The organism is Rhodoferax sp. BLA1, assembly GCF_013416775.1.
GTDB lineage: Bacteria > Pseudomonadota > Gammaproteobacteria > Burkholderiales > Burkholderiaceae_C > Rhodoferax.
On record NZ_SZVI01000012.1, the window covers coordinates 202734 to 227106 of the forward strand.

23 protein-coding genes are annotated in these 24373 nt (G+C 54.3%); 17 read left to right on the top strand and 6 right to left on the bottom strand.

Annotated features, from left to right (window positions below; translation table 11 throughout):
• The first annotated feature begins 12 nt into the window (after positions 1-12).
• From FDG13_RS13745 to FDG13_RS13765, 5 genes are all read left to right on the top strand, one after another.
• Positions 13-942 (top strand): branched-chain amino acid ABC transporter permease, encoded by a 930-nt coding sequence (locus FDG13_RS13745; RefSeq protein ID WP_180128874.1) that lies wholly within the window; start codon positions 13-15, stop codon positions 940-942.
• A gap of 76 nt (positions 943-1018) precedes the next feature.
• On the top strand, positions 1019-2095 hold the full coding sequence (locus FDG13_RS13750) for a branched-chain amino acid ABC transporter permease (protein ID WP_180128877.1): 1077 nt from the start codon (positions 1019-1021) through the stop codon (positions 2093-2095).
• Between the two features lie 84 nt (positions 2096-2179).
• Positions 2180-3490 (top strand): ABC transporter substrate-binding protein, encoded by a 1311-nt coding sequence (locus FDG13_RS13755; RefSeq protein ID WP_370528233.1) that lies wholly within the window; start codon positions 2180-2182, stop codon positions 3488-3490.
• Positions 3491-3689: 199 nt separating this feature from the next.
• Positions 3690-4499 (top strand): ABC transporter ATP-binding protein, encoded by an 810-nt coding sequence (locus FDG13_RS13760; protein ID WP_180128884.1) that lies wholly within the window; start codon positions 3690-3692, stop codon positions 4497-4499.
• Between the two features lie 142 nt (positions 4500-4641).
• Entirely contained in the window at positions 4642-5898 is a 1257-nt protein-coding gene (locus FDG13_RS13765) for a phenylacetate--CoA ligase family protein (RefSeq protein ID WP_180128886.1), read from the top strand.
• 16 nt (positions 5899-5914) lie between these two features.
• On the opposite strand, the gene FDG13_RS13770 is transcribed toward FDG13_RS13765, so the two are convergent.
• Entirely contained in the window at positions 5915-6250 is a 336-nt protein-coding gene (locus tag FDG13_RS13770) for a DUF1840 domain-containing protein (protein ID WP_180128888.1), read from the bottom strand.
• A gap of 93 nt (positions 6251-6343) precedes the next feature.
• Here FDG13_RS13770 and FDG13_RS13775 point away from each other — a divergent pair, with 93 nt between their 5' ends.
• Complete coding sequence (locus FDG13_RS13775) at positions 6344-7444, top strand: aminopeptidase (protein ID WP_180128890.1); 1101 nt, start codon at positions 6344-6346, stop codon at positions 7442-7444.
• 17 nt (positions 7445-7461) lie between these two features.
• Positions 7462-7785: a polyhydroxyalkanoic acid system family protein gene (locus tag FDG13_RS13780; RefSeq protein WP_180128893.1), complete on the top strand. Its 324-nt coding sequence runs from the start codon at positions 7462-7464 to the stop codon at positions 7783-7785.
• 62 nt (positions 7786-7847) lie between these two features.
• Here FDG13_RS13780 and FDG13_RS13785 read toward each other — a convergent pair whose 3' ends face one another.
• The gene (locus FDG13_RS13785; RefSeq protein WP_078364467.1) at positions 7848-8102 is read right to left on the bottom strand and encodes an acyl-CoA-binding protein; all 255 of its coding nucleotides are present in this window, start codon (positions 8100-8102) and stop codon (positions 7848-7850) included.
• A gap of 148 nt (positions 8103-8250) precedes the next feature.
• Between FDG13_RS13785 and FDG13_RS13790 the strand changes: the two genes are divergently transcribed.
• Positions 8251-9702, top strand: coding sequence for a wax ester/triacylglycerol synthase family O-acyltransferase (locus FDG13_RS13790; protein ID WP_180129463.1), 1452 nt, complete (start codon positions 8251-8253; stop codon positions 9700-9702).
• 75 nt (positions 9703-9777) lie between these two features.
• On the opposite strand, the gene FDG13_RS13795 is transcribed toward FDG13_RS13790, so the two are convergent.
• Genes FDG13_RS13795 through FDG13_RS13810 form a run of 4 tightly spaced genes read right to left on the bottom strand, consistent with a single transcriptional unit; the run spans position 9778 to position 13123 of the window.
• Positions 9778-10551, bottom strand: coding sequence for a hypothetical protein (locus FDG13_RS13795; RefSeq protein WP_180128896.1), 774 nt, complete (start codon positions 10549-10551; stop codon positions 9778-9780).
• Between the two features lie 30 nt (positions 10552-10581).
• The gene (locus FDG13_RS13800; RefSeq protein ID WP_180128899.1) at positions 10582-11238 is read right to left on the bottom strand and encodes a TetR/AcrR family transcriptional regulator; all 657 of its coding nucleotides are present in this window, start codon (positions 11236-11238) and stop codon (positions 10582-10584) included.
• Positions 11232-12482, bottom strand: coding sequence for a patatin-like phospholipase family protein (locus FDG13_RS13805; RefSeq protein WP_180128903.1), 1251 nt, complete (start codon positions 12480-12482; stop codon positions 11232-11234). The genes FDG13_RS13800 and FDG13_RS13805 overlap by 7 nt, the downstream gene beginning before the upstream one ends.
• A 26-nt stretch (positions 12483-12508) precedes the next feature.
• Positions 12509-13123: a phasin family protein gene (locus FDG13_RS13810; protein WP_180128906.1), complete on the bottom strand. Its 615-nt coding sequence runs from the start codon at positions 13121-13123 to the stop codon at positions 12509-12511.
• A gap of 207 nt (positions 13124-13330) precedes the next feature.
• Here FDG13_RS13810 and FDG13_RS13815 point away from each other — a divergent pair, with 207 nt between their 5' ends.
• The 9 genes from FDG13_RS13815 (at position 13331) to FDG13_RS13855 (ending at position 24362) form a co-directional block, all read left to right on the top strand.
• Entirely contained in the window at positions 13331-15316 is a 1986-nt protein-coding gene (locus FDG13_RS13815; protein ID WP_180128909.1) for an SDR family oxidoreductase, read from the top strand.
• A gap of 288 nt (positions 15317-15604) precedes the next feature.
• Positions 15605-16459: an SDR family oxidoreductase gene (locus FDG13_RS13820; RefSeq protein WP_180128912.1), complete on the top strand. Its 855-nt coding sequence runs from the start codon at positions 15605-15607 to the stop codon at positions 16457-16459.
• 12 nt (positions 16460-16471) lie between these two features.
• On the top strand, positions 16472-17482 hold the full coding sequence (locus FDG13_RS13825; protein WP_180128915.1) for a polysaccharide biosynthesis protein: 1011 nt from the start codon (positions 16472-16474) through the stop codon (positions 17480-17482).
• Positions 17475-18599 carry a non-hydrolyzing UDP-N-acetylglucosamine 2-epimerase gene (gene wecB / locus FDG13_RS13830; protein WP_180128918.1) on the top strand — a complete coding sequence of 375 codons (1125 nt, stop codon included), beginning with the start codon at positions 17475-17477 and terminating at the stop codon, positions 18597-18599. Before FDG13_RS13825 ends, wecB begins: the two co-directional genes overlap by 8 nt.
• Positions 18600-18632: 33 nt before the next feature.
• The gene (locus tag FDG13_RS13835; protein WP_180128920.1) at positions 18633-20561 is read left to right on the top strand and encodes an FkbM family methyltransferase; all 1929 of its coding nucleotides are present in this window, start codon (positions 18633-18635) and stop codon (positions 20559-20561) included.
• 16 nt (positions 20562-20577) lie between these two features.
• Complete coding sequence (locus FDG13_RS13840) at positions 20578-21363, top strand: ABC transporter permease (protein WP_180128921.1); 786 nt, start codon at positions 20578-20580, stop codon at positions 21361-21363.
• A gap of 7 nt (positions 21364-21370) precedes the next feature.
• Positions 21371-22690 carry a polysaccharide ABC transporter ATP-binding protein gene (locus FDG13_RS13845; protein WP_180128926.1) on the top strand — a complete coding sequence of 440 codons (1320 nt, stop codon included), beginning with the start codon at positions 21371-21373 and terminating at the stop codon, positions 22688-22690.
• A gap of 2 nt (positions 22691-22692) precedes the next feature.
• Positions 22693-23952 carry a glycosyltransferase family 4 protein gene (locus FDG13_RS13850; protein WP_180128929.1) on the top strand — a complete coding sequence of 420 codons (1260 nt, stop codon included), beginning with the start codon at positions 22693-22695 and terminating at the stop codon, positions 23950-23952.
• Positions 23949-24362, top strand: a complete 414-nt coding sequence (locus FDG13_RS13855; protein ID WP_180128932.1) for a hypothetical protein — start codon at positions 23949-23951, stop codon at positions 24360-24362. The genes FDG13_RS13850 and FDG13_RS13855 overlap by 4 nt, the downstream gene beginning before the upstream one ends.
• Positions 24363-24373: the final 11 nt, after the last annotated feature.

Consider the following 24373-nt stretch of genomic DNA (forward strand, 5'->3'; position numbering starts at 1 on the left):
GGAGCTAGGACCATGGCATTTTTTCTTGAAACTCTTTTGGGTGGCCTGATGGCCGGCATGTTGTATTCGCTGGTCGCATTGGGTTTTGTATTGATCTACAAGGCCTCGGGCGTTTTCAACTTTGCGCAGGGCGCGATGGTGTTATTTGCCGCGCTGGCGATGGCACGTTTTTCGGAGTGGGCCGGGGTCTGGTTGGGTGGCGATCAGCTGTTTCTGGCCAACCTGATCGGGTTTGTCGGTGCGGGTGGGGTGATGTTTATCGTGGCCTGGTTGATCGAGCGGCTGGCCTTGCGCCATCTGGTGAACCAGGAAGGCACCACGCTGCTGATGGCCACGCTGGGCATCGCTTACTTTCTCGAAGGCCTGGGCCAGACCCTGTTTGGCGGCAGCATCTACAAGATCGACATCGGCATGCCCAAAGACCCGGTGTTCTGGCTGGAGTCGGTGTTTCAGGGCGGCATCCTGATCAACAAGGAAGACCTCTACGCCGCGCTGATTGCCGCCGTGCTGGTGGCCGCACTGAGCCTGTTTTTCCAAAAAACCGTGACTGGCCGGGCCTTGCGCGCGGTGGCCGATGACCACCAGGCCGCGCAGAGCATTGGCATTCCGCTCAATCACATTTGGGTCATTGTCTGGTGTGTGGCCGGGGTGGTGGCGCTGGTGGCCGGGATGATCTGGGGCAGCAAGCTGGGCGTGCAATTCTCATTGGCCACGGTGGCACTGCGCGCCTTGCCGGTGGTGATTCTGGGCGGCTTGACCTCGGTGCCGGGCGCCATCATCGGCGGTTTGATCATTGGTGTGGGTGAGAAGTTGTCCGAGGTGTATCTGGGTCCGTATGTGGGCGGTGGCATCGAGATCTGGTTTGCCTACGTGCTGGCGCTGGGCTTTTTGCTGATCCGCCCGCAGGGCTTGTTTGGTGAAAAGATCATTGACCGGGTCTAACTTCTATAGCAATAAGCCCTTGATCAATAAGGGCTAGAAGCCATTTTCTTAAATAAAACCTAGGACCGAGACCAGCATGTTTTACCGCGAAAACGGCCAATTCAAAACCAGCTACCGCGCTGACCAGCAGATCCTGCCGATCTCGCAGGACCGCTTCGCCATGGCCCTCATCCTGCTGTTGGCATTTGTGGTGGTGCCGCTGCTGGCCAGCGACTACTACTTTCGCGCCATCCTGATCCCGTTTGTGATCATGGCACTCGCTGCCCTGGGCGTGAACATCCTGGTGGGTTACTGCGGCCAGATTTCGCTGGGTTCGGGCGCCTTCATGGCGGTGGGCGCTTATGGCGCGTACAACTTTTTTGTGCGTATTCCGGGCCTGCCGCTCATTCCTGCGCTGATTCTGGGCGGCTTGTGTGCCACGGTGTTTGGCATCCTGTTTGGGCTGCCTAGCCTGCGCGTCAAGGGTCTGTACCTGGCGGTGGCCACGCTGGCGGCGCAGTTTTTTGCCGACTGGATGTTTCTGCGCATCAAGTGGTTCACGCTCGATGCACCGTCGGGCTCGGTGTCGGTGTCGAGCCTGCAGGTGTTTGGTCTGCCGATTGACAGCGCAGTGAGCAAATACCTGTTTTGCCTGAGTGTGCTGGCGGTGTTGGCACTGTTGGCGAAAAACCTGGTGCGCTCAGCGATTGGCCGCGAGTGGATGGCGATCCGCGACATGGACGTGGCCGCTGCGGTGATAGGCATTCGCCCGATGTACGCCAAGCTCACCGCGTTTGCCGTCAGCTCCTTCATCGTCGGTGTGGCGGGCGCCTTGTGGGCGTTTGTTTACCTGAGCTCCTGGGAGCCAGCGGCGTTCTCGGTCGAGGTGTCGTTCCGGCTGCTGTTCATGGTGATCATTGGTGGCCTGGGCTCCATCCTGGGCGCGTTTTTTGGCGCGGCCTTCATCGTGGTGCTGCCAATTTTTCTGAACCAGTTTTTGCCGTTGGTGCTGGGGCTGGTGGGCATCGAGATCTCGACGGCGGGTATTGCCCATGCCGAGCTGATGATTTTTGGCGCCCTGATCGTCTGGTTTTTGATTGTGGAGCCGCATGGGCTGGCCAAGTTGTGGGCCACGGGCAAACAAAAGCTGCGGCTGTGGCCGTTTCCGCATTGAGTGTGATTCGTGTGTTTGGGTGGGTTTTTGGGGTGATGGGTCTATCAAATTATTCAGGAGACAAGCATGAAAGTTCGCAATGTGATGTTGGCCGTGGCTGCGCTGGCGGCGGGTCTGTCCGGGTTTTCTAGCAGTGCCTTTGCGCAGGCCAAGGAGCAGTTTTTCCCGTTGCTGGCCTACCGCACCGGGCCCTATGCGCCCAACGGCACACCCTGGGCCAATGGCAAGCAGGACTATTTGAAGATGATCAACGCCCGTGACGGTGGCATCAACGGGGTGAAGATCACGTTTGAGGAATGTGAAACCGGCTATGCCACCGACCGGGGGGTAGAGTGTTACGAGCGCCTGAAAACCCGCCCGGGTGTGACCATTTTTGACCCGCAGGCCACTGGCATCACCTTTGCGCTGACCGAAAAAGTGCCCACCGACAAGATCCCGCTGATCACCCTGGGCTACGGCCTGTCGGTGGCGCAGGACGGCATGGCCTTCAAGTGGAACTTCCCCCTGATGGGCAGCTACTGGACCGGGGCCGACATCCTGATCCAGCACCTGGGCAAGAAGGAAGGTGGGCTGGACAAACTCAAGGGCAAAAAGATCACCCTGGTCTACCACGACTCACCGTTTGGCAAGGAACCTATCCCGCTGCTGCAGGAGCGCGCCCGCATGCATGGGTTCGATTTGCAACTGCTGCCGGTGACGGCGCCTGGTGTCGATCAAAAAGCCACCTGGCTGCAGGTGCGCCAAAGTCGCCCCGACTATGTGCTGCTGTGGGGCTGGGGTGTCATGAATTCCACCGCGCTCAAAGAAGCACAAGCCACCGGTTACCCGCGTGACAAGATGTACGGCGTGTGGTGGGCCGGTGCCGAGCCCGATGTCAAGGACGTGGGTGAAGGCGCCAAGGGTTACAACGCGCTGGCGCTCAACACCTCGGGTCAGGACCCCAAGGTGATCCAGGACATCCTGAAACACGTGCACGCCAAAGGCCAGGGCAGCGGCCCGAAGGACGAGGTGGGCCAGGTGCTCTATACCCGGGGCGCCATCATCTCGATGCTCAGTGTGGAAGCCGTGCGCCGTGCCCAGGAGCGTTTTGGCAAGGGCAAGGTCATGACTGGTGAGCAGGTGCGCTGGGGCATGGAAAACCTGGTGCTGGACCAGAAACGGCTCGATGCGCTGGGCTTCACGGGGGTGATGCAGCCCTTGTCCACCTCGTGTGCGGACCACATGGGTTCGTTCTCGGCGCGGGTTCAGACCTGGAATGGCAGCAAGTGGAGCTTCAGTTCCGACTTCATCCAGGCTGACGAGCAGATCCTCAAACCCATGATCAAGGCCGGTGCCGACAAGTACCTGGCCGACAAGAAGATGACGCGGCGGGCGGGCGCCGATTGTCAAAGTTAGGCACACCCCCCGGCTTGCCCACTTCGTGTGGCCGCTTTCCCCCTTGCAGGGGGCAACACCTGCGGCCCGGCTGAGCCGGTTCCGCGGTGTTTCTGGCTACGGCGGGTTGTTGCGTTTGAGGTAAAGCTGGCGGCTCTTGGGAGCCGCCAGATGAGAAGGTCACTCGCTGATCTTTTCATCTGGTCAACAAGGCGGATTTATGGAACCCACAAACATTGTTCTCAACGTCAATGGCATCGAGGTCATTTACAACCATGTCATCCTGGTGCTCAAGGGGGTGTCGCTGAATGTGCCTGAGGGCAAGATCGTGGCGATCCTGGGGGGCAACGGGGCGGGTAAAACCACCACGTTGCGTGCCATCTCGAACCTGCTGCGCGGGGAGCGGGGTGAGGTCACCAAGGGGTCGATCGAGTTGCGTGGTGAACGCATCGACAACCTCTCACCGGCCGATCTGGTGCAGCGCGGGGTGGTACAGGTGATGGAAGGGCGCCACTGTTTTGCCCACCTGAGCATCGAGGAAAACCTGCTCACCGGCAGCTACACCCGCAAGGACAAAGGCGAGATCGCCGCCAACCTGGACAAGGTCTACACCTATTTCCCGCGCCTCAAAACCCGGCGCACCAGCCAGGCCGCCTACACCTCGGGTGGGGAGCAGCAGATGTGTGCGATTGGCCGCGCGCTCATGACCAACCCCAGCATGGTGCTGCTCGATGAGCCATCTATGGGCCTGGCGCCGCAGATTGTGGAAGAGGTGTTCAACATCGTCAAAGACCTCAATACCCGTGAAAAGGTCACCTTTTTGCTGGCTGAGCAGAACACCAACATGGCGCTCAAGTACGCCGATTACGGCTACATCATGGAAAGTGGTCGGGTCGTGATGGACGGCGCCGCCAGTGAGCTGGCCAACAACGAGGATGTGAAAGAGTTTTACCTGGGCATGGGCGGCGGCGAGCGCAAGAGTTTCAAGGATGTCAAAAGTTACAAGCGGCGTAAACGCTGGTTGGCTTAAGAACACCCCCCGGCTTGCTCACTTCGTGTAGCCGCTTTCCCCCTTGCAGGGGGCAACACCAGTGGCCCGGCAAAGCCGGTTCCACGGTGTTTCTGGCTTGGCAATACCTCTGTAGCGTTGATTGACATTTGGAGAATGGACGATGACCGACTTTTTTGACGCACTGGAAACCCGCAATCCGGCTGACCGCGAAGCGGATTTGCTCCAGATGCTGCCGCTCCAGGTGGCACATGCCAAACTGGCCTCACCCGCCCTGGCCGAGATCCTCCAGGACGTGGACCCGGCGCAGGTCAGCAGCCGTGCCGCGCTGGCCAGGCTGCCGGTCACGCGCAAACACGAGTTGCTGGAGAAACAGCTTAAAAGTCGTAGCGCCCAAGGCAATGTTTTCGGGGGCTTCAGTGTTGAAGGGTTTGGACTCCGGATGCCAAGGGTATTTGCCAGCCCGGGGCCGATTTACGAGCCAGAGGGCACGGCCCGTGACTACTGGCGCATGGCGCGCGCCATGTTTGCGGCGGGGTTTCGGCCTGGCGAGCTGATCCACAACAGCTTCAGCTACCACTTTGTGCCTGCGGGTTCGATGATGGAAACCGGCGCCCATGCGCTGGGCTGCACCGTGTTTCCGGGCGGCACCGGCCAGACCGAGCAGCAGGTGTTGGCCATGGCCGACCTACAACCGGCTGGCTACATCGGCACACCCAGTTTCCTGAAAATCATCTTGGAGAAAGCGCTGGAGATGGGGGTGGCCCTGCCGAGTGTCACCAAGGCGATGTTTGGCGGCGAGGCCTACCCGCCGTCCCTGCGCGACTGGTTCGGCGCCCACGGGGTGGCGGGGTACCAGTGTTATGCCACGGCAGATGTTGGCTCCATCGCGTATGAAACGACTGCCCGCGACGGCCTGGTGCTGGACGAAGGTGTGCTGCTGGAGATTGTCCGCCCCGGCACTGGCGACCCGGTGGCAGACGGGGAGGTCGGCGAGGTGGTGGTCACCACCTTGAACCCGACCTACCCGCTGATCCGTTTTGGCACCGGTGATTTGTCGGCCGTGTTGCCGGGCAGCTGCCCCACCGGGCGCAGCAACACCCGCATCAAAGGCTGGATGGGCCGTGCCGACCAGACCACCAAGATCCGTGGCATGTTTGTCCACCCCGGTCAGGTCGATCAGATCGCCAAACGCTTCCCCGAGGTGACACGTGCGCGCCTGGTCGTCACGGGTGAGATGGCCAACGACGTCATGACCCTGAAGGTCGAGACGGCTTGCAGCGGCCCCGACAACCTGTCGAACAAGCTGCTTGATGCCATGCGCGATGTGACCAAGTTGCGCGGCCAAGTCGAGCTGCTGCCGCCCGGCAGCTTGCCTAACGACGGCAAGGTGATCGAAGACGCGCGCAGCTACAAGTGAGCCTCAGCGCCGAAGCTCACACACCCCAGGTGATGACCTCGTTGGCCTTTTGGCACTCGCGGATCATCTCCATCAGCGGTAACGCGCGTTGGCGCAGGCCCACGGTGTTGGTTTCTGCCACCGGGACGTGGTCCACCTTGGCCTGAGCCAGTGCCTCGGCGCGGGCGGCGTTTTCGTTGGCAATCGCCTCCTCCAGCGCGGCCAGCGCATGTGGCATTTGCTCGGGCAGCAGGATGCCCTTGGTGCTGGGGTCTGATGCGCTGTGTTTGCCAATGATCTGCAGCACCTGTTCCCCATTGGGCTGCAACATAATGACATTCCCGGTGACTTTGGATTTGAATTGGTAGAGCATGTGGTCTCCTTGTGTGTCAATGGATCTGACTAACAGCCATGGTAGTCCTTTGCGGTGCGGGGGCGCAAGACCTTGGCCGTGGCTGGGGGCGCTATGAACCGACCCTGGCGCGCTGTGTGTGGCCTGTTGCTGTGTTTGTGGCTCAGCGGCTGTGCCGACACCCGTTATTACGCCCAGTCCGTGGGTGGGCACCTCAAGTTGATGGCCGCAGCCCGGCCGCTGGACGACTGGCTACTGGACACCCAAACCCCTGACGCTTTGCGCCAACGCCTGCGTCTGGCGCAGGCATTACGTGATTTCTCGGTGCGTGAGTTGAACCTGCCCGACAACGCCAGCTACCGGCGTTTTGCCGATCTGCAGCGCCCTTATGTGGTGTGGAATGTGGTGGCGGCACCGGTGTTGTCTTTGGAACTCAAAACCTGGTGTGTGCCGGTGGCGGGCTGTGTGGGGTACAGGGGGTATTTTGACGAAGGTGATGCCCAGGCGCTGGCGTCCGAGCTGCGCGCCCAGGGGCTGGAGACCCAGGTCTACGGTGTGCCCGCGTATTCGACCCTGGGCTGGATGAACTGGCTCGGTGGCGACCCGCTGCTCAACACCTTCGTCACTTTGCCCGATGGTGAACTAGCGCGCCTGATGTTCCATGAACTCGCGCACCAGGTGCTGTTTGTGGCAGATGACACACCTTTTAACGAGTCCTTCGCCACCGCAGTGGAGCGGCTGGGGGGTGAGGCCTGGTTGGCCAGCCAGGCCAGCCCGCAGGCGCGGCAGGCTTTTGCCGTGTACGACCAACGCCGCCAGGAGTTCCGCGCGTTGACCCGCAGCACGCGCGAGCGCCTGGCCCAGATTTACAAGAAAAATGGTGCTCCAGACCATGATGCAAAAGGGCTGATAGCTATGAAAAGTGAAGTTTTTGAGGACTTCAGAGCCCGCTACGTCGCCCTCAAACAGAGCTGGGGCGGTTACGCTGGTTATGACAGCTGGGTGGCCCAGGCCAACAACGCCAGCTTTGGCGCACAAGCCGCTTATGATGAGCTGGTGCCTGCGTTTGAGGCCCTGTTTGCCCGCGAAGCGCGCAACTGGCCCCGGTTTTTTGCAGCGGTCCAGGCGCTGGCCGAGTTGCCAGCCGATCAACGCCGGGCGCAGCTGCAGGCGCTGGAGACCGCCATCCGTCAAGCCCAAGCCTTACCCAATTGAACCCACTTTGAGACACCATGGCTGATCTACACATCGTTCGCGAACACACCCTGGGCTTGACCAAAGCCCGCAAAATTGCCTTCCAATGGGCCGAGCAGGCCGAGACCGAATTTGGCATGGCCTGCGCCTACAGCGAGGGCGACACAGCCGATGAGGTGGCTTTCTCGCGCTCAGGCGTCAAAGGCACACTGGAGGTGGACGCTAACCGTTTTGAGTTACGTGCCCAGCTGGGTTTTCTGGTGGGGGCGTTCAAACACCGGATTGAAGCCGAGATTGTGAAAAACCTCGACAGCCTGCTGGCCGCGCCCGTCAAAAAACGCAGCAGCAAAAAGGCGGTCTGAACCCGCCAGCCGCGTCCCGCAGGCACGCGGGGCACGGAGCTGTTTGATGTCTGGCAGCTGGGTCAGCTCAGCGACTCGATCAGGTCCACATACTGTTGCATGGCCTGCGCGCTATCGGTGCCTTTGAGCTGGTTCCAGGCATCCCATTTGGCGCGACCCACCATGTCGGTAAAACCAGGCCGTTTTTCGGCGTTGTCGCCCGTGCTGGCCTGCTTGTACAAGGCGTAGAGCTTGAGCAGGGTCATGTTGTCGGGGCGTTCGCTCAAGTTTTTGGAGTTGGCAACGGCGGCTTCAAATTTCTTTTGCAGATCAGACATGGCGTGGGTCTCTGGGAGGCGGTTGTAAGGGCTTGAGCAGGGGGAAACCAGACTATCTTACGGGGCGTTTTGCTACCAGAATAGAGACAGCCCCCCAAACCCCTTTGCCACCGTGACCATTCACTCCATTCCCTACCGCGTTGAGCGCATGAGCAAGGTCGACACCGCCTGGCTGCGCATGGACAGCCCTTGCAACCTGATGATGATCATGGGGGTCTGGATCCTCAAACCCGGCTTGCAGTACCCGCAGGTGTGTGAGCGCCTGGCCGACCGGCTGCTGAAGTACCCGCGCTTTTCACAACGGGTGCAACTGGACGCCACCGGTGCCAACTGGGTCACCGACACCCGCTTTGACATCCACCGCCATGTGCGCCTGGAGAAGCTGCCCGCCTCGGCCAGAAAACACCCGCAGCAGGCCTTGCAGGCCCGGCTGGCCGAGCTGGCGATGCAGCCGCTGGACATGCGTTACCCGCTGTGGGAGTACCGGTTGATCGAGCATTTTGACGGTGGCTCGGCGCTGATCGTGCGCATCCACCACTGCATTGCCGACGGGCTGGCGTTGATCTCGGTGATCCAGTCGATGGTGGACGGTGGTCTGGAACCCCCCACACGGTCGTCCAAACCGGCGCCGCTGTCGGGTCTGGATGCGGCCGAGGAATGGATGAGCCATGCCCTGATCGAGCCGCTGACGGTGGCCGCTGTCAAGGCGCTGGAGGTGGCGGGTGAGAGTGCGGTACAGGCTTTTGAGGCGGTAGGTGACCCACGCCATGTGCTGGAGAAATGGCTGGCCATGGGGCTGCACAAAAGCCGGGAAGGCTCGTCCGATGCCGCACGCCTGGCCTACCAGGTGCTGCGCGACGGTGCCGCGCTGGCCCTGATGGCCGACGATTCCCCAACCCGCCTCAAAGGTACGCCTGGCCAGTCCAAACGGGTGGCCTGGTGCCAACCGATCCCGCTTGATGAGGTGCGTGCGGTGGGCAAGGCGCTGCACTGCTCGATCAACGATGTGCTGCTGTCCTGCGTGGCGGGTGCCATTGGCCAGTATCTCAAGGGCCACGGTGACGCAGTGGACGGCCAGGAGATCCGCGCCATGGTGCCGGTCAACCTGCGCCCGATGACCCAGGCCTACAAGCTGGGCAACAAGTTTGGCCTGGCGCCGGTGGTGTTGCCGATTGGCCTGGACAACCCCATCGAGCGGGTGTTCGAGGTGCGCCGTCGCATGGGTGAACTCAAGGGCAGTTTGCAGCCACTGCTGGCGTTTGCGCTGCTGGCGGTGGCGGGTATTCTGGTGAAACCGGTGCAGGACGCGATGCTGAGCCTGTTTTCCAGAAAAACCACCGCGGTGATGACCAATGTGCCGGGGCCGCGCGAGAAGCTCACGTTTTGCGGCGCCACGCTGGAGCAGGCGCTTTTCTGGGTGCCGCAGTCGGGCACCGTGGGGCTGGGTGTGTCGATCCTGAGTTATGGCGGGGGGGTGCAGTTTGGTGTGATCACTGACAGCAGCCTGTGCCCCGATCCGCAGGCCATCATCGACCAGTTTGCGCCGGAGTTTGACAAGCTCAAATGGCTCACATTGATGCTGCCCTGGGGTGAGGAATAGCTATCTAATCAATAGCTATCATCCCTTGTTGAATAAGGGCTAGAGGCATAAAACACTCTTGAGTTCTGGGCGCGATCAGTCCGCCAGCTGTGAGCGGGCCATTTCCACATCCAGCCGCTCTGTGGCGTCCAGGGGCTGGAGCTGGGCGGCCTGCTGGTACAGGCGGTTGGCCTCGTCCATCTTGTCCTCACCTTCGAGCATCAGCATGGCGTTGGCGTATTCGAGCATGCCGTAGGCCGACTCGGCGTGTAGCTTGAGTGCCTGATCAAACAACTGCAGTCCGGTGTCCTTGTTGGCACCGTAGGCCATGGCCCCAATCAGTGAGCCGACCTTGTCGATCACCTCGGCGTGAAAACTGCCCAGGGCTACATGGGCATCGGCGTGCTGTGGCGCATGGCGGATCACGTATTCCAGATCGGTCTTGACCTTGGTGCCCAGCCCCTGGGCCAGGGCCTTGGCCACGCTGATGCCCTGGCTGTAGCGGCTCAAGGCGTAGGCGCGCCAGTAGCGTGCGTTGAGTGTGTCGGTGCTGTCTTCGGCCAACTCACCGGCTTGGTCAGCCACCTTCAGGAACAGGTCCAGACGGCGCACCTCGTGTTTTTCAAGGTAGCTGGCATACACGCAGGTGGCTTTGCTGGCCACGCTCAGGCCTGCAGCGCCCAGGCTGAACCCCAGGTTGGCGGCCTGTTGAAAGTCACCGTTGTGGAAATGGGCCCAGGCTTGCAACACCGAGGGGTCTTGCGGCAGGGGTTCCAGGTCACCGGCGTGTAATCTGGCCCATTTCTCTTTGACGCTGGCGGCGTCAAAGTGGTAGTCGCCAGCGTAAGGGAAAGCGGTCCATTTGGCCATGTCTGTCTCCTCTAACCTGTTTTTTTGTTTCTATTCCTTATTGTAGGCATCCGACAATTTCAGCAGATGCGCTCTTTGGCCAGTCTCCAGGTAAGGCGTCATCAGGTTCAACACATGCTGGGCACCCCGCAGCAAAGCCGTCTGGGCATTGCTGGGCTCCAGCGCATGGCGCGGGTCGCGCACATATTCAAAACTCAGCCAGTAAGTCAGCACCACCACCATGCTGGTGGCGGTGACCTCCATCTCGCGTGAATCGATCTGCAAGGCACCGTTACGGCGCATGCCGTCGAGCAAGGCTTTCACCGCACGTGTCTTGTTTTTCAGGATGGCCTGAAAATGGGTCTCCAGGCGGCGGTTTTTGCTGAGCAGGTCGTTGAGGTCACGGTACAAAAAGCGGTACTGCCAGATCAGCTCAAACAGGGTGTGCAAAAAAAACCAGGCGTCTTCGATGTTGCGCACCTCGTCACCAGCGCCCAGCAGCTCGTTGAGGTTGTGCTCAAAACGGTCAAACAACGCGTTGATGAGTTCGTCTTTGGCCGGGTAGTGGTAGTACAGGTTGCCGGGGCTGATGTTGAGCTCGTTGGAGATCAGCGTGGTCGACACGTTGGGCTCACCAAAACGGTTGAACAGCAGCAGGGTGACCTCCAGGATGCGCTCCGCTGTGCGCCGGGGTGCCTTTTTCACCATGTGTTTTTGGCCTGCAATTCGGCGGTCTGCACCACCTGGTTCAGGTTGTCCATCAGGTAGTGCAGCTTGGTCAGCGCTTGGCCCACGCGGGCTGCAGGTCGCTTCGGGTAAGCCAGGTGGCGGTGTTCGTCGTCCAGCGCGGCATGGTTCAGGCTGATGCCGTGGTAGGCCAGCTTGGTCGCCAGTTTGGTCTGGCGCGAGCGCAGCAACTGCCGCGTTTGCTGGTAGGCGTGTTCGGCCAGGTGGCGGCGCTGGCTGTAGCTGAAGGTGTTGGCCAGGTAAAGCTCGGGGTCGCGGTGGTTGGGCTCGATCAGCACGATGTCGGTATTGGGGTAGGCCTGCTCATAACTTTTCAGGCCCAGCAGCAGGCGCGAGTGGATGAGTGAGCGAAAGGTCTGGCTCAACACCGCAGGCAGGCCACCATCGGCAATGTGGGGAATCGGCTCAGGGGCCGCCCAGGGGGTGGCTGACTCGTTGGTGCGCAAGGGGTCCGAGGCATCAAACGGCACCAGCGGGTTCAGGCACAACATCAGGTCCACACCTTCGTCCAGCGCAATCGAGGCGTGCATGGTCTTGGTCAGTGCACCATCAACAAAATGCTGGCCCTCAATCTCCACCGGCGGAAACAGCCCAGGTAAGGCCGCGCTGGCCTGCACCGCCTTGGAGATCGGGACATGGTCCCAGCCCGCGCGGCCAAACGCGATGGCGCTGGTGCTGTCGAGGTGGGTGGCCACCAGCGTCAGGCGGTTTTTGAGCTGGCGAAAGTCGTTGCTGCGCCCGGGGCGCGAGAACAGCTTGGTAAGTTCCACATCAATCTGCGCGTTGGAAAAAATACCGGTGGGCAGGCCCGGGCTCAGGCGCTCCAGTGCACGCATGAGTGACTTGCGCCCCAGCGTGCCGTGCCAAACGCCTTGGAGCATCAGCTCTGGCAGCAGCAGAGAGCGCGAGAAAAATTCGGAGAAAGCGGGTTTGAGCAGCCAGGCCGGATCGAACGCCTCGGTCTGGTGTTGCCGGTCTTCGATGAAGAGGCCAAACAATTGCAACGGTGTGATGCCATTGGCCAGCCCGGCAGCAATGAAGCCACCGGCGGACACCCCCACATAGTGCTGCAGGCGGTTGAAGTGGATGCCTCTGAGTGACTCTTGCAAGGCGCACAGGGCACCAATTTCATAAATGGCCCCCAATGGCCCGCCACCCGCCAACGCCAAAGCTATCCTGGGCGAGGGCGGAGTGGGCTTCTTCATGGGTCGTCAGTTTACGACCGGTCGTGCTATTTTGAGTCAGGGTTTACCTGAGCAGCAGGGGCCTCTTTGGCCACGGGGGCGGTCGCTTTGCGTGGTGCGGCTCTCTTGGCAGCCGGTTTTGCCACAGCTTTGACGGCCGGTGCGGCGGGTGCTTTGGCCGCAGCTTTGGCGGGGGCCTTGGGGGTGAGTTTTTGCACGCTGGCGTTGAGCGCGTCGATGCGGGCAATCAGCGCGTTGATGTCTTTGGCGGAGGGCACACCCATCTTGTTGAGTACCTTGGCCACGCGGTCTTCAAAAATGCTTTCCAGCTTGTCCCACTGGCCCGAGGCTTTGCTCGAGATGTCGGTGGCCATGCTGGTCATCTTCTGGGTGGCTTCGTTGATCTTGTCCTCGGCAGCGGACTGGGTCTTGCGCTGGAAGTTCACACCTTCTTTCACCAGGGCTTCAAAAGCCTTGGTGCCTTCGGTCTGGGCTTTGGTGAATGCGCCCAGACCGGCTTGCCAGATTTGTTGTGCCGAGTCCTTGACCGAGTTGCTCAAAAGTTTGCCGGACTTTTTGGCTGTGGCCTTCTTTCCAGCAGCTGCTTTTTTAGGTGCAGCGGGTTTTTTGACGGAGGTGGTTTTGCTGAGTTTGGTGACCATGAAGTGCTCCAGTTAAAACAAAGAAAAAGGTAAAGATAGTGCTTGGCTGTGTCCAGCTTGCATGGGCGCCACTGTAGGCCGCTATAACGCCAAGGTGTAGGTGACACTTCCTAATTTGAGCCACCTAAACCGCCGGGGCTCGGGTTTACGTGAAAGCCAAGCGGCGCGTTTTCAGACCAGAATGACAAGCTCATTCTGGAGATGTGTATGCGGTATTTTGTGACCGGAGCAACGGGGCTAATTGGCAAGCGGCTGGTGAAAAAACTGCTGCAGCGCAAGGGCTCGGTGGTGTACTTTTTGATCCGTCAGGCCAGCGCAGACAAGGTGGCTGCCTTGCGTGAATTTTGTGGTGTCAGCGCGGCGCGGTTGGTGCCGATGTGGGGCGACCTGACCGCCAAAAAGCTGGGGCTGTCTGGTGCAGACATTCAGCAACTCAAAGGGCAGGTCGACCATGTGTACCACTTGGCCGCTGTGTATGACCTGGAGGCCGATGCCGACAGCCAGGTGACAGTGAACATTGACGGCACACGCAACGTGGTGGCGCTGGCCAAGGCCATTGACGCCGGGCACTTCCATCATGTGTCGTCGATTGCCGCGGCCGGGCTCTATGAGGGCATGTTCCGCGAAGACATGTTTGTCGAGGCCGAGAACTACGAGCACCCGTATTTCATGAGCAAACACGAGAGTGAAAAGATCGTGCGCCAGGAATGCAAGCTGCCCTGGTCGGTGTACCGCCCCGCGATGGTGGTGGGCGACAGCAGCACCGGCGAGATGGACAAAATTGACGGGCCGTATTACTTCTTCAAGCTGATCCAGCGCATGCGCCAGTTGTTGCCTCCCTGGATGCCGACCATTGGCCTGGAGGGTGGACGCATCAACATCGTGCCGGTGGATTTTGTGGTGGATGCGCTGGCAACCATCAGCCACCAGAAAGAGATCACCCACAAGTGTTACCACCTGGTTGACCCGGTGGGGTACCGCGTGGGGGATGTGCTGGACATCTTCAGCCGCGCAGCACACGCGCCCAAGATGAGCCTGTTTGTCAACGCCGCCCTGCTGGGGTTCATTCCCCGCAGCGTGACCAAGGGCCTGATGGCGTTGGCCCCGGTGCGCAGGGTGCGCAACGCCATCATGAGCGACCTGGGCCTGCCCGAGGACATGCTGAGCTTTGTCAACTACCCGACCCGATTTGACTGCCGCGAGACACTGGCCGCGCTCAAAGGCACCGGGGTGGTGTGCCCCAACCTCAAAGACTACGCCTGGCGCCTTTGGGACTACTGGGAACGGCACCTGGATCCGGAGCTGCACATCGACCACAGCCTGCGCGGCACCGTGGCTGGCAAGGTGGTGTTGGTGACTGGCGGGTCTTCAGGCATTGGATTGGCTGCAGCCCACAAGTTTGCTGAGGCAGGTGCTATTACTTTGATATGTGGTCGAGATCAGGACAAACTTGATGTGGCGTGTGCCGAGGCCCGTGGCAGGGGCTACACCTTCTTTGCCTACGCGGTGGACATTGCCGACCAGCCGGGCTGCGAGGCCTTTGTCCAGCAGGTGACCCATGACCACGGGGGTGTTGACTTCCTGATCAACAACGCCGGGCGCTCCATTCGCCGAGCCATCGAGTCAAGCTACGACCGCTTTCACGACTACGAGCGCACCATGCAGCTCAACTACTTTGGCAGCCTGCGTGTCACCACTGGGTTTTTGCCCGGCATGGTGGACAAACACAAAGGCCATGTGGTCAACATCAGCAGCATCGGTGTGTTGACCAATGCACCGCGCTTTTCTGCCTATGTGGCCAGTAAGGCGGCGCTGGACGCCTGGACACGTTGTGCCAGCAGCGAGTTTGCCGACCAGGGGGTGACCTTCACCACCATCAACATGCCACTGGTGCGCACACCGATGATTGCCCCCACCGGCATCTACAACAATGTGCCGACGCTGGCCCCCGAAGAGGCCGCCGACATGATCGCCCAGGCCTGCATCTTCAAACCAGTGCGTGTGGCGACCCGACTGGGCATCTTTGGCCAGGTGTTGCACGCCTTGGTGCCGCGTGTGGCGCAAATTGTGATGAACACCACGTTCAGGATGTTCCCGGATTCATCTGCGGCCAAGGGTGACAAGGCCGCCAAGCCCAAGTTGTCTGCCGAGGCAGTTGCCCTGCAGCAGATGATGCAGGGGATCCATTTTTAAGAGAGGGACGTGAACCCGTCGTCTGCGTGAAATCAACATTGACGTCAAATCCCGCAAGCGCTTTTTATGCGGCTGTTTCATTGAGTCATTCGTCCGTTGCGGTGTTTTCGTGGCGATTACAATGCCCTCAGCGGAGGTTCAAATAACAACATTGCTAGCAAGCATCCTGAATGTGTGAGTTCAGGTAGGTTCATTGCTAAAAAATACTGCCACAACATGTGATTTCAGCGCCATAGGTGGCAATAGTCAGCCCAAACCTTGCCTGAACTTGCACCAAGAAAATAGTTTATGAAAGTTCTGGTTATCGGGGTGACTGGCATGCTGGGAAATGCCATGTTTCGGGTCTTGTCTGAGGACAAGCAATTATCTGTTCATGGCTCTGCGCGTAATGTTGGCAATCTTCATCACGTGCTGAAACCCTTTGCAAGTCGTATTCTCTCTGGCGTTGATGTTGAAAATCACGACTCTTTAGTCCAAGCTTTCGCAGTGTTGCGTCCCGATGTCGTCGTGAACTGTGTCGGATTGGTCAAACAGTTGGCTGATGCGAACGATCCCCTGCTGGCGGTTCCCATCAACACGCTGTTGCCGCACCGTCTCGCCGCGCTTTGTCAGGTTGCTGGAGCGCGACTTGTCCATATCAGCACAGACTGTGTGTTTTCTGGTGCCAAAGGCAATTATCAGGAAGATGATTTCCCTGATGCATATGACCTCTATGGTCGCTCCAAGTTGTTGGGTGAAGTGGACTACCCGCATGCCATCACTCTGCGTACGTCGATCATCGGCCATGAGTTGACGGGAAAGCGAAGTTTGGTGAACTGGTTTCTCTCTCAGCAAGGCGCAGTGCGGGGTTTTACCCGTGCTATTTTTTCTGGATTGCCTACTGTTGAGTTAGCAACTGTCGTTCGGGACGTAGTGTTGCCACACCATGAGTTGCATGGGCTCTATCACGTATCAGCAGAACCCATTAACAAGTTTAATCTGCTGAAATTGGTGGCAGGGGTCTATGGCAAAACCATTGAGATCAATGCGTCGGAAGATTTGATTATTGATAGGTCATTGAATTCGGATCGTTTTAGGAAGGCAACGGGCTACCAGCCACCTGACTGGCCTGTGCTCATTCAACGCATGTATGAATTTCAATAAGCAGGAGTAGAAGTGTTTACAGAAAAAGTTTTAATGATTACGGGTGGTACGGGTTCTTTTGGAAACGCTGTACTTCAGAGATTTCTCAATACCGATATCAAAGAAATCCGCATTTTTAGTCGCGATGAAAAAAAACAAGAAGACATGCGGATTGCGTTGAATAATCCAAAACTCAAGTTCTACATAGGCGATGTTCGGAACTACGACAGCATCAACGAAGCAATGAAAGGCGTGAATTACGTCTTTCATGCTGCGGCACTAAAACAAGTGCCTTCATGTGAGTTCTATCCCATGGAAGCGGTCCGGACCAATGTGCTAGGTACGGAGAATGTCATGAATGCAGCTATTGCCAACCACGTGGAACGTGTTGTCGTATTGAGTACAGACAAGGCGGTTTACCCCATCAATGCCATGGGGATATCCAAAGCAATGATGGAAAAGCTCATGATTGCCAAAGCACGTATGCGTTCTCAGGGCGAGACTGTGATTTGTGCCACCCGCTATGGCAATGTCATGGCATCGCGCGGTTCTGTTATTCCCCTATTCATCAGCCAAATCAAAGAAGACAAGCAACTGACGATCACCGATCCAGCGATGACTCGCTTTCTTATGTCACTGGAAGAGTCAGTTGATTTGGTCGTATATGCATTTGAGAATGGTCAGCAGGGGGATATCTTTGTCCAAAAGGCACCTGCTTCGACCATTGAGGTATTGGCGCAAGCTTTACAGTCGCTATTCCAAAAGAAAGAAAATATTCGCGTTATTGGTACACGCCATGGTGAAAAGTTGTACGAATCACTGGTGGCGCGAGAAGAGCTTGCCAGGGCAGAAGACATGGGAAATTATTACAGAATTCCCGCTGACAATCGAGATTTGAATTATGCAAAATTCGTTGTCGAAGGTGAATTGGGAATTGCGAGTTTTGATGACTATACATCCCACAATACCGTACGACTCGATGTTGACGATGTTAAAAACTTATTGTTGAAACTTGACTATATCCAGGAGCAACTCAATGCTTAAGGTTATGACTATCGTTGGTACTCGACCTGAGCTCATTAAAATGTCGAGGGTGATTGCTGAGTTTGATTTGCACACGAAGCATATACTGGTTCACACTGGTCAAAACTTCGACTACGAATTGAACCAAGTTTTCTTCGATGATCTTGGTATCAGGAAACCAGATTATTTTCTCGCGGCTGTGGGCAATAACGCAGCTCAGACCATTGGGCGCGTGATCGAAAAGGCTGATGAGGTCTTGGAAAAAGAGCAACCCGACGCCTTGTTGCTTTATGGGGACACCAATTCCTGCCTTTCAGTCATTGCGGCGAAACGGCGAAAGATCCCAGTTTTTCACATGGAAGCAGGCAATCGCTGTTTCGATCAGCGTGTGCCAGAAGAGCTTAACCGCAAAGTGCTGGATCATCTCAGTGACATCAACTTGGTGTTGACCGAGCACGCTCGTCGTTACCTGTTGGATGAGGGAATTCCACCTGATCGCATTATCAAGTCGGGCTCTCACATGCAGGAGGTGCTTGAGTACTTCGAACCCAAGATTGTGGATTCACAGATTCTCAAAAAGCTTGGGCTGAAATCAAAGAGCTACTTTGTTGTCAGTGCGCATCGTGAAGAGAACGTCGATACGCCTGCCAACTTGCAAGATTTGCTGAACACCTTGCAGGCACTGGTCAAGACCTATGAAATGCCGGTTATTGTTTCCACCCATCCTCGGACTCGTCAGCGGCTGGAAGCGCTGCGGTTAGATGCTCTGGATTCGCGGATCCAATTCCTCAAGCCATTCGGATTTTTTGATTACATCAAACTGCAGATGGAAGCGTTTTGCATCCTGTCCGACAGCGGCACAATTACCGAAGAGGCTTCGCTGCTGGGCTTGACTGCGGTGACAATCCGCAACGCACACGAGCGCCCTGAGGGTATGGACCAGGGTACGTTGATCATGAGTGGTTTGAAGTCAGAGCGAGTTCTGGATGCTGTCCGTATTGTCACCAGTCAAGATCGGGCGGGTGCTATGCGTTCTGTGGTCCCGGACTATGAAGGCGGACTGGTATCAAAAAAAGTGCTACGGATTGTTTTGAGTTACGTTGACTTTGTGAATAGTGTTGTCTGGTCTAAACAGTAACCCATAAATCACATTGAAATTTGAAGGATCAAAATGGGATATCTTCTGGAAAAGTATAACGCAGAATATTTTTTGCGTAAAGATGTAGATGGTAACTCGCTGCCATATGGCGTGGAAGGAATTGAATCGTTTCTGAAAGGTGAATTGCGAGAGCATGACTATGAAATTCTAAGCAGGATAAATTTTAAAGGAGCAAATGTTATTGAGTTTGGTTTTGGTCGCGGCGAAACCATAAAATATATTTGGGAGCAAGGTGCTAATAGTTACACAGGAGTAGACTTCTCCTCAGCAGCTTGCAACATCGCAAGTGAATTCTTAGCAAAATTTTCAATAAGTGGACCTAAAATTCTGTGTTCTGATGCGGTCCAGTTTGCTCGAGAACTTTCGAGCCAGAATGACTTTGGGGTTAAGCTTCCGATTGATGTTGTAGTGATGCTTGATTTTGTTGAGCACATTCCACGTATGGAGCTCAAAGAGGTTTTGCATTTACTACTACCAGCTTTGTCAAAAAATGCAGTGATTGTAATTAATACACCTGATTTTCAATTTGACAATGATGTGATAGCTGATGGACTAAATGTAGATGGCGTGGATTCTTCAGATTCGTTCGAAGAAACAAAGGGCATGCATTGCAATCGTTACACTTTGCAAAGTCTACAGAGTTTCTTTTCTGAACTTGGCTATCTCCCGATATCCCGGGGACATTATTTTACTCTAAAAGAATGCAATGAAAATATATGGCGAGGGGATTCTAGTTATCGAAAAAGCTGGGACGAGGCCCGTGCACGAGGTGTTCCGCTGCGGGGTGATTGGGTGGCGGAAAGATTCGAGGTGGCTTATGAGGTTGAGCATGTTGCGCGGCTACACCAGTTTGAAGAAGGAACTTTAGATGGTATTTCAATATATGTAACGCCTTCATATCTTGAATATTATAATAATGGTGAATACGATGAGTTTTTGATTAAATTTATTGCTAGACACAACCTCGCAGGAAAAGTTATTTTTGATTTGGGTGCATTTGTTGGTGTTAACAGCATGCAATTTGCGCGCTTAGTTGGAGCAGAGGGCACCATTTGTGCCTTTGAGCCGAATCCATACAACTCTGATCGTCTTAAACAAAATATCTCAGAAAATCCGGAGTTGAGTAATCGTATTAAGGTTTTTCCGTTTGCAATTTCTGATAAAAATGGAAATGGCACTTTCAAAGTGCATCGCAATGTCGACGATGGTATTAGTAGTGCATCTTATATGCAAGGCGCGCATACAACTTTGTCTGAGGATCGGTTGTTGAGCTTGGGCTTTTCTGATGTAAATGTAAGCATGGTGACGCTTGATGATTTTGTTAAAAATACAAAGTATATTCCTGCTTGCTTGAAAATTGATATTGAGGGTGCTGAGCATTTGGCATTGGCTGGCGCGGTAAATACTCTTGCGCAGTATCGCCCGGTATTGCTCATTGAGCTGCATTCAATCTATTGTGCTGTTGCGACTATTAACATCCTAATGCCATTGGGATATACGAGTGAGTTTTTGCACATTGAGCCGGACGGGCGCTGCTTTATTGGAGCGACAGCTGCCAACTTACACGGTGAACCCCCTGGTATGTTTCTGCAGTCTCAAAAGAGTATGGTTGACGCGAATTTGATAAGGATGGAGCTTGAAGCAAGCAATATCAAACTTCGTGAAAGCATGGAGGTCAATAAGTTGCTAGCTGCAAATCTAAAGCAGCAAGAAGATCGCAATGGGATGCTCGATTCCAATCTAAAGCAAAAAGTGGAGCAAATCGAGGTGCTTAACTGTAATCTGCAAAAACAGGTAGAGCGGAATAATTCACTTGATGTCGATCTGAAGCAACAGATGGTTCAGAATGATATTTTGAAAACCAATCTGACTCGTTATCAAATGTTTCCGCCAATAAGATTGGCTCGTAGATTGCGACGAATGTTGAAGTCGAATGTTTAATTGCCAAAAGAAAATAATGGATTATTTTAACAGATTTAGATATTTCACTATATTTTTTAATTTAGTTCAGTCTGATTTTAAGCGTAGATATCTGGGGACTTACTTCGGTGTTTTTTGGGCATTTGCAGCTCCTTTGGCAACAATAGGAGTTTTGCTGTTTGTTTTTAATGTGGGGTTTCGCTCGGGTCCTATTAATGGTGTTAGATTTGATTTATGGTTGGTGCCCGGGCTTATTGTTTGGTTTTATATTAGTGATGCTGTTATTTCAGGTTGCAATTCAATAGTCGAGTATAGTTTTTTGGTCAAAAAAATTCAATTTTCCACTGAGCTTTTGCCGATAGTAAAAGTGTGTTCATCGTTGTATGTGCACTTGGTTAGTGTCATTTTATTGTTTGGTTTGTATATTTATCAGGGGCAGTACCCAAGTTTTTTTTGGTTTCAAATTTTGTATTATCTTTTGGCTTTGATTGTTTTTGTTTTGGCAATTTCAATGATTGGTTCAGTTGTTCAGGTGTTTTTTCGAGATTTTCAGGGCGTGATCGCAATTCTTATGCAAATAGGATTGTGGGGTACTCCTGTTCTTTGGGATGCCAAAATATTGCCGGATCGGTTGGCGCCTTTGATTTATCTAAATCCGGCTAGCTATATTGTTCAGGGTTATCGAGATTCACTAATTTTTGACATTTGGTTTTACCAGAGACCAAATCAGACCATATATTTCTGGACGATTACCTTGATTCTTCTGGGTGCAGGATTTTTTCTATTTAATCGTTCAAAGCGAGATTTTGCAGATGTTCTGTGATTCAAAAATGAATAAAGTGATTGAAGTTCAGAGTCTTTCAAAATCCTATAAGTTATACAGTTCAAAAACAGATCGGGGTTTGGATTTATTCCTTCCATTTGGCAAGTCTCGCCATAAAGATTTTCACGCTTTAAAGGATATTAACTTCACAGTTAATGAGGGCGAGAGTATCGGTATTATTGGTCGCAATGGGTCAGGCAAGTCAACATTGCTGAAAATTCTCTCTGGTGTTCTAACGCAGACGACGGGCGATGTTCATGTGTCTGGAAAAGTGGCTTCCTTGCTAGAACTGGGTGCAGGTTTCAATCCTGAGCTTACTGGACGTGAAAATATCTATTTTAACGGTGCTTTGATGGGATGCAACAAAGCACAAATGCATCAACGAATCACCGAAATAATTAGTTTTGCCGATATTGGTGATTTCATTGACCAACCAGTGAAAGTTTACTCAAGTGGAATGTTTGTTCGGTTGGCTTTTGCTGCCTCTGTGCATGTTGATCCAGACATTCTAATTATTGACGAGGCTCTTGCTGTCGGAGATGTTCGCTTCCAAAAGAAGTGCGTGGATTTCATGAAGAAATTCAAGGAAAGTGGAAAAACGATATTGTTTGTTAGCCATGATATTTTTACGGTTAAATCGTTTTGTAATCGGCTTATCTTAATAAACGATGGCAAGTTGGAGGCAATTGGAAATCCTGATGATGTCGCTAATCGTTATTATCAACTCATGTTTCCCAAGGCGGAAAAAGCAAGCTTACTAAGTGAAAATAAAGCACCAATGCTCACTTTGGATAATTCTTCCTTGCAAGAAAAATATCGGCTTGAAATTGAATTTGATTTAGATAGTTCGCAATGGGGGCACGGTGCTGCCTGGATTAATCGAATGCGTGTTGGAGGCATTCGAGAACCTAATATTTTTAACTGGGATGATAGTATTGAAATTGAGATGGTTTGCCAGTGGAATTCAGATGAAATTCTGAGGATATGCACTGAGCATAGTGTTTTGCCAAATATGTTGATGGGGTTTAGATTTGAAAATGCTCAAGGTTGGGTAATAGCAAATTTCGCAAGCTCTATGCTTGAAGATGATGCATTTCAATTTGATCTTGAACACAATAGCGAATGCATAATTCGTTGCAGAATTTCACCAATGAAACTTGCGGCTGGTCACTACTTCATTACTCCAAGTTTAGCTATCGGAACACAAGATCAGCTATTTCCAGTTAAGGAATACACCAACCTGATTCACTTGTATTGTGATACTTCAACTGCAGTTCTTGGCCAAATGCGGCTCGACTATTCAATTGAGTTGCTAGAGTTGGTGTGATTATGGAGTATATTAAAAATGATGCCAATTTAATCAGGGTTTTGCAGGTAAATGGCTACCAATCCCCAGGTCGTCGTTTCAATGGTCTTTCGCTTAAATCAGATTTAGCTGCATTTGGAGTTTTATCTAAACATCTGGTGTGGGAGCAGGATCGTCCGGAGGATGACGTTGTAACTCTGCAAGACCTGACAGTTCGTAAAATCAACAGATTTAGTCGTGGCATCGAGAAGATGCTTTCCTTGCAGTCCCAGCTATATACCAATGGCATGCATATCAGGCGCATGCCGGAATTTCAAAAAGCAGATATTATTCACTATCACATCATCCACTCAGGCTTTCTGAGTATGCAGTCTCTTCCTGCTCTGACTGCGCGTAAGCCATCGGTATGGACATTGCACGATCCGTGGGCAATGACCGGGCATTGTATTCATCCCTTTGAATGTCAGCGCTGGAAGACGGGTTGCGGTAAATGTCCTGATCTAAACACCGATTTCAAGATAGCTGTGGATACAACTGCTATCAATTTCCGTCTTAAGCAGCACGCCTATCGCAAGTCAAACTTCGAGGTAATAGTTGCTTCGACTTGGATGGAGAACATGGTTAAGCAATCACCGCTGTTTGAAGGCGTACAAGTACACAAAGTTCCATTTGGCTTAGACCTTGATTTTTTTAAAGCGAGGGATCAAGCTCAGGCCAAGGCGAGTCTGGGCATTGAGCCGGGACGACTCGTGCTTTGCTTTCGCTCAGTCTTGAATGATTTCAAAGGTTTGCAATACGTCATTGAGGCGTTGGATCGCTTGCAGGTTGACGTGCCTATCTGCCTGCTCACGTTGAATGATAGGGGGCGAGTCGACAAGTTCAAAGATCGCTTTCAAGTCGTTGAACTGGGGTGGACCAATGATGATGAAGTTATGCGGAATGTCTATGACGCCACAGACCTGTTTCTAATGCCGTCACTGGCCGATTCATTTGGCCTGATGGCAGTAGAAGCCATGGCCTTCGGAAAGCCAACCGTGTGTTTTGAAGGAACCGCACTGCCGGAAGTGATCTTCACGCCACATGCGGGCGTTGCTGTACCGTCAAGAGACTCCTCTGCACTGGTCAATGCCATCGAGCGATTGATTCGCAACCCCGAAGAGCGTTTGCACCGGGGTCTGATGTCCCGGCAACTAGCCGAGCGGCACTACGATATTCGGAGTCAGGCGGCACAAATAGCAGGGGTCTACCAGAACGTCATAGCGAATCATGGCGTTAGGCGATGAGCGTCACCGCAGACGCAGAAGACGGGAATTGTCATAAGGCAACAATGAAAATTGCACATATATTAATGCTGATGTTATTTGCGGTTGGGATGGGGCTAGGGCAGTTATTGCTTAAGTTTTCTGCAAAGCGACAATCGACAACCATAGATGGCAGCTTGCTCTTTCGGTTGACTTCATTGTTGAGTGATTGGCCCTTCTTATTGGGGGCCACTTTGTATGGTTTGCTGCTGGTTTATTGGATATGGTTACTTACTTTTCTACCACTTTCGCGAGCTTACCCATTTACCTTCTTAAGCCTTGTGGTTGCTGCGATAGGTGGTTTTCTATTCTTTCAAGAACCCTTGACTTTTCGTTTCGTTGCAGGCATGGCGATCATTGGCGTAGGTCTTGTAGTGCTTAGCACCGGATAAAAAGGGAAATG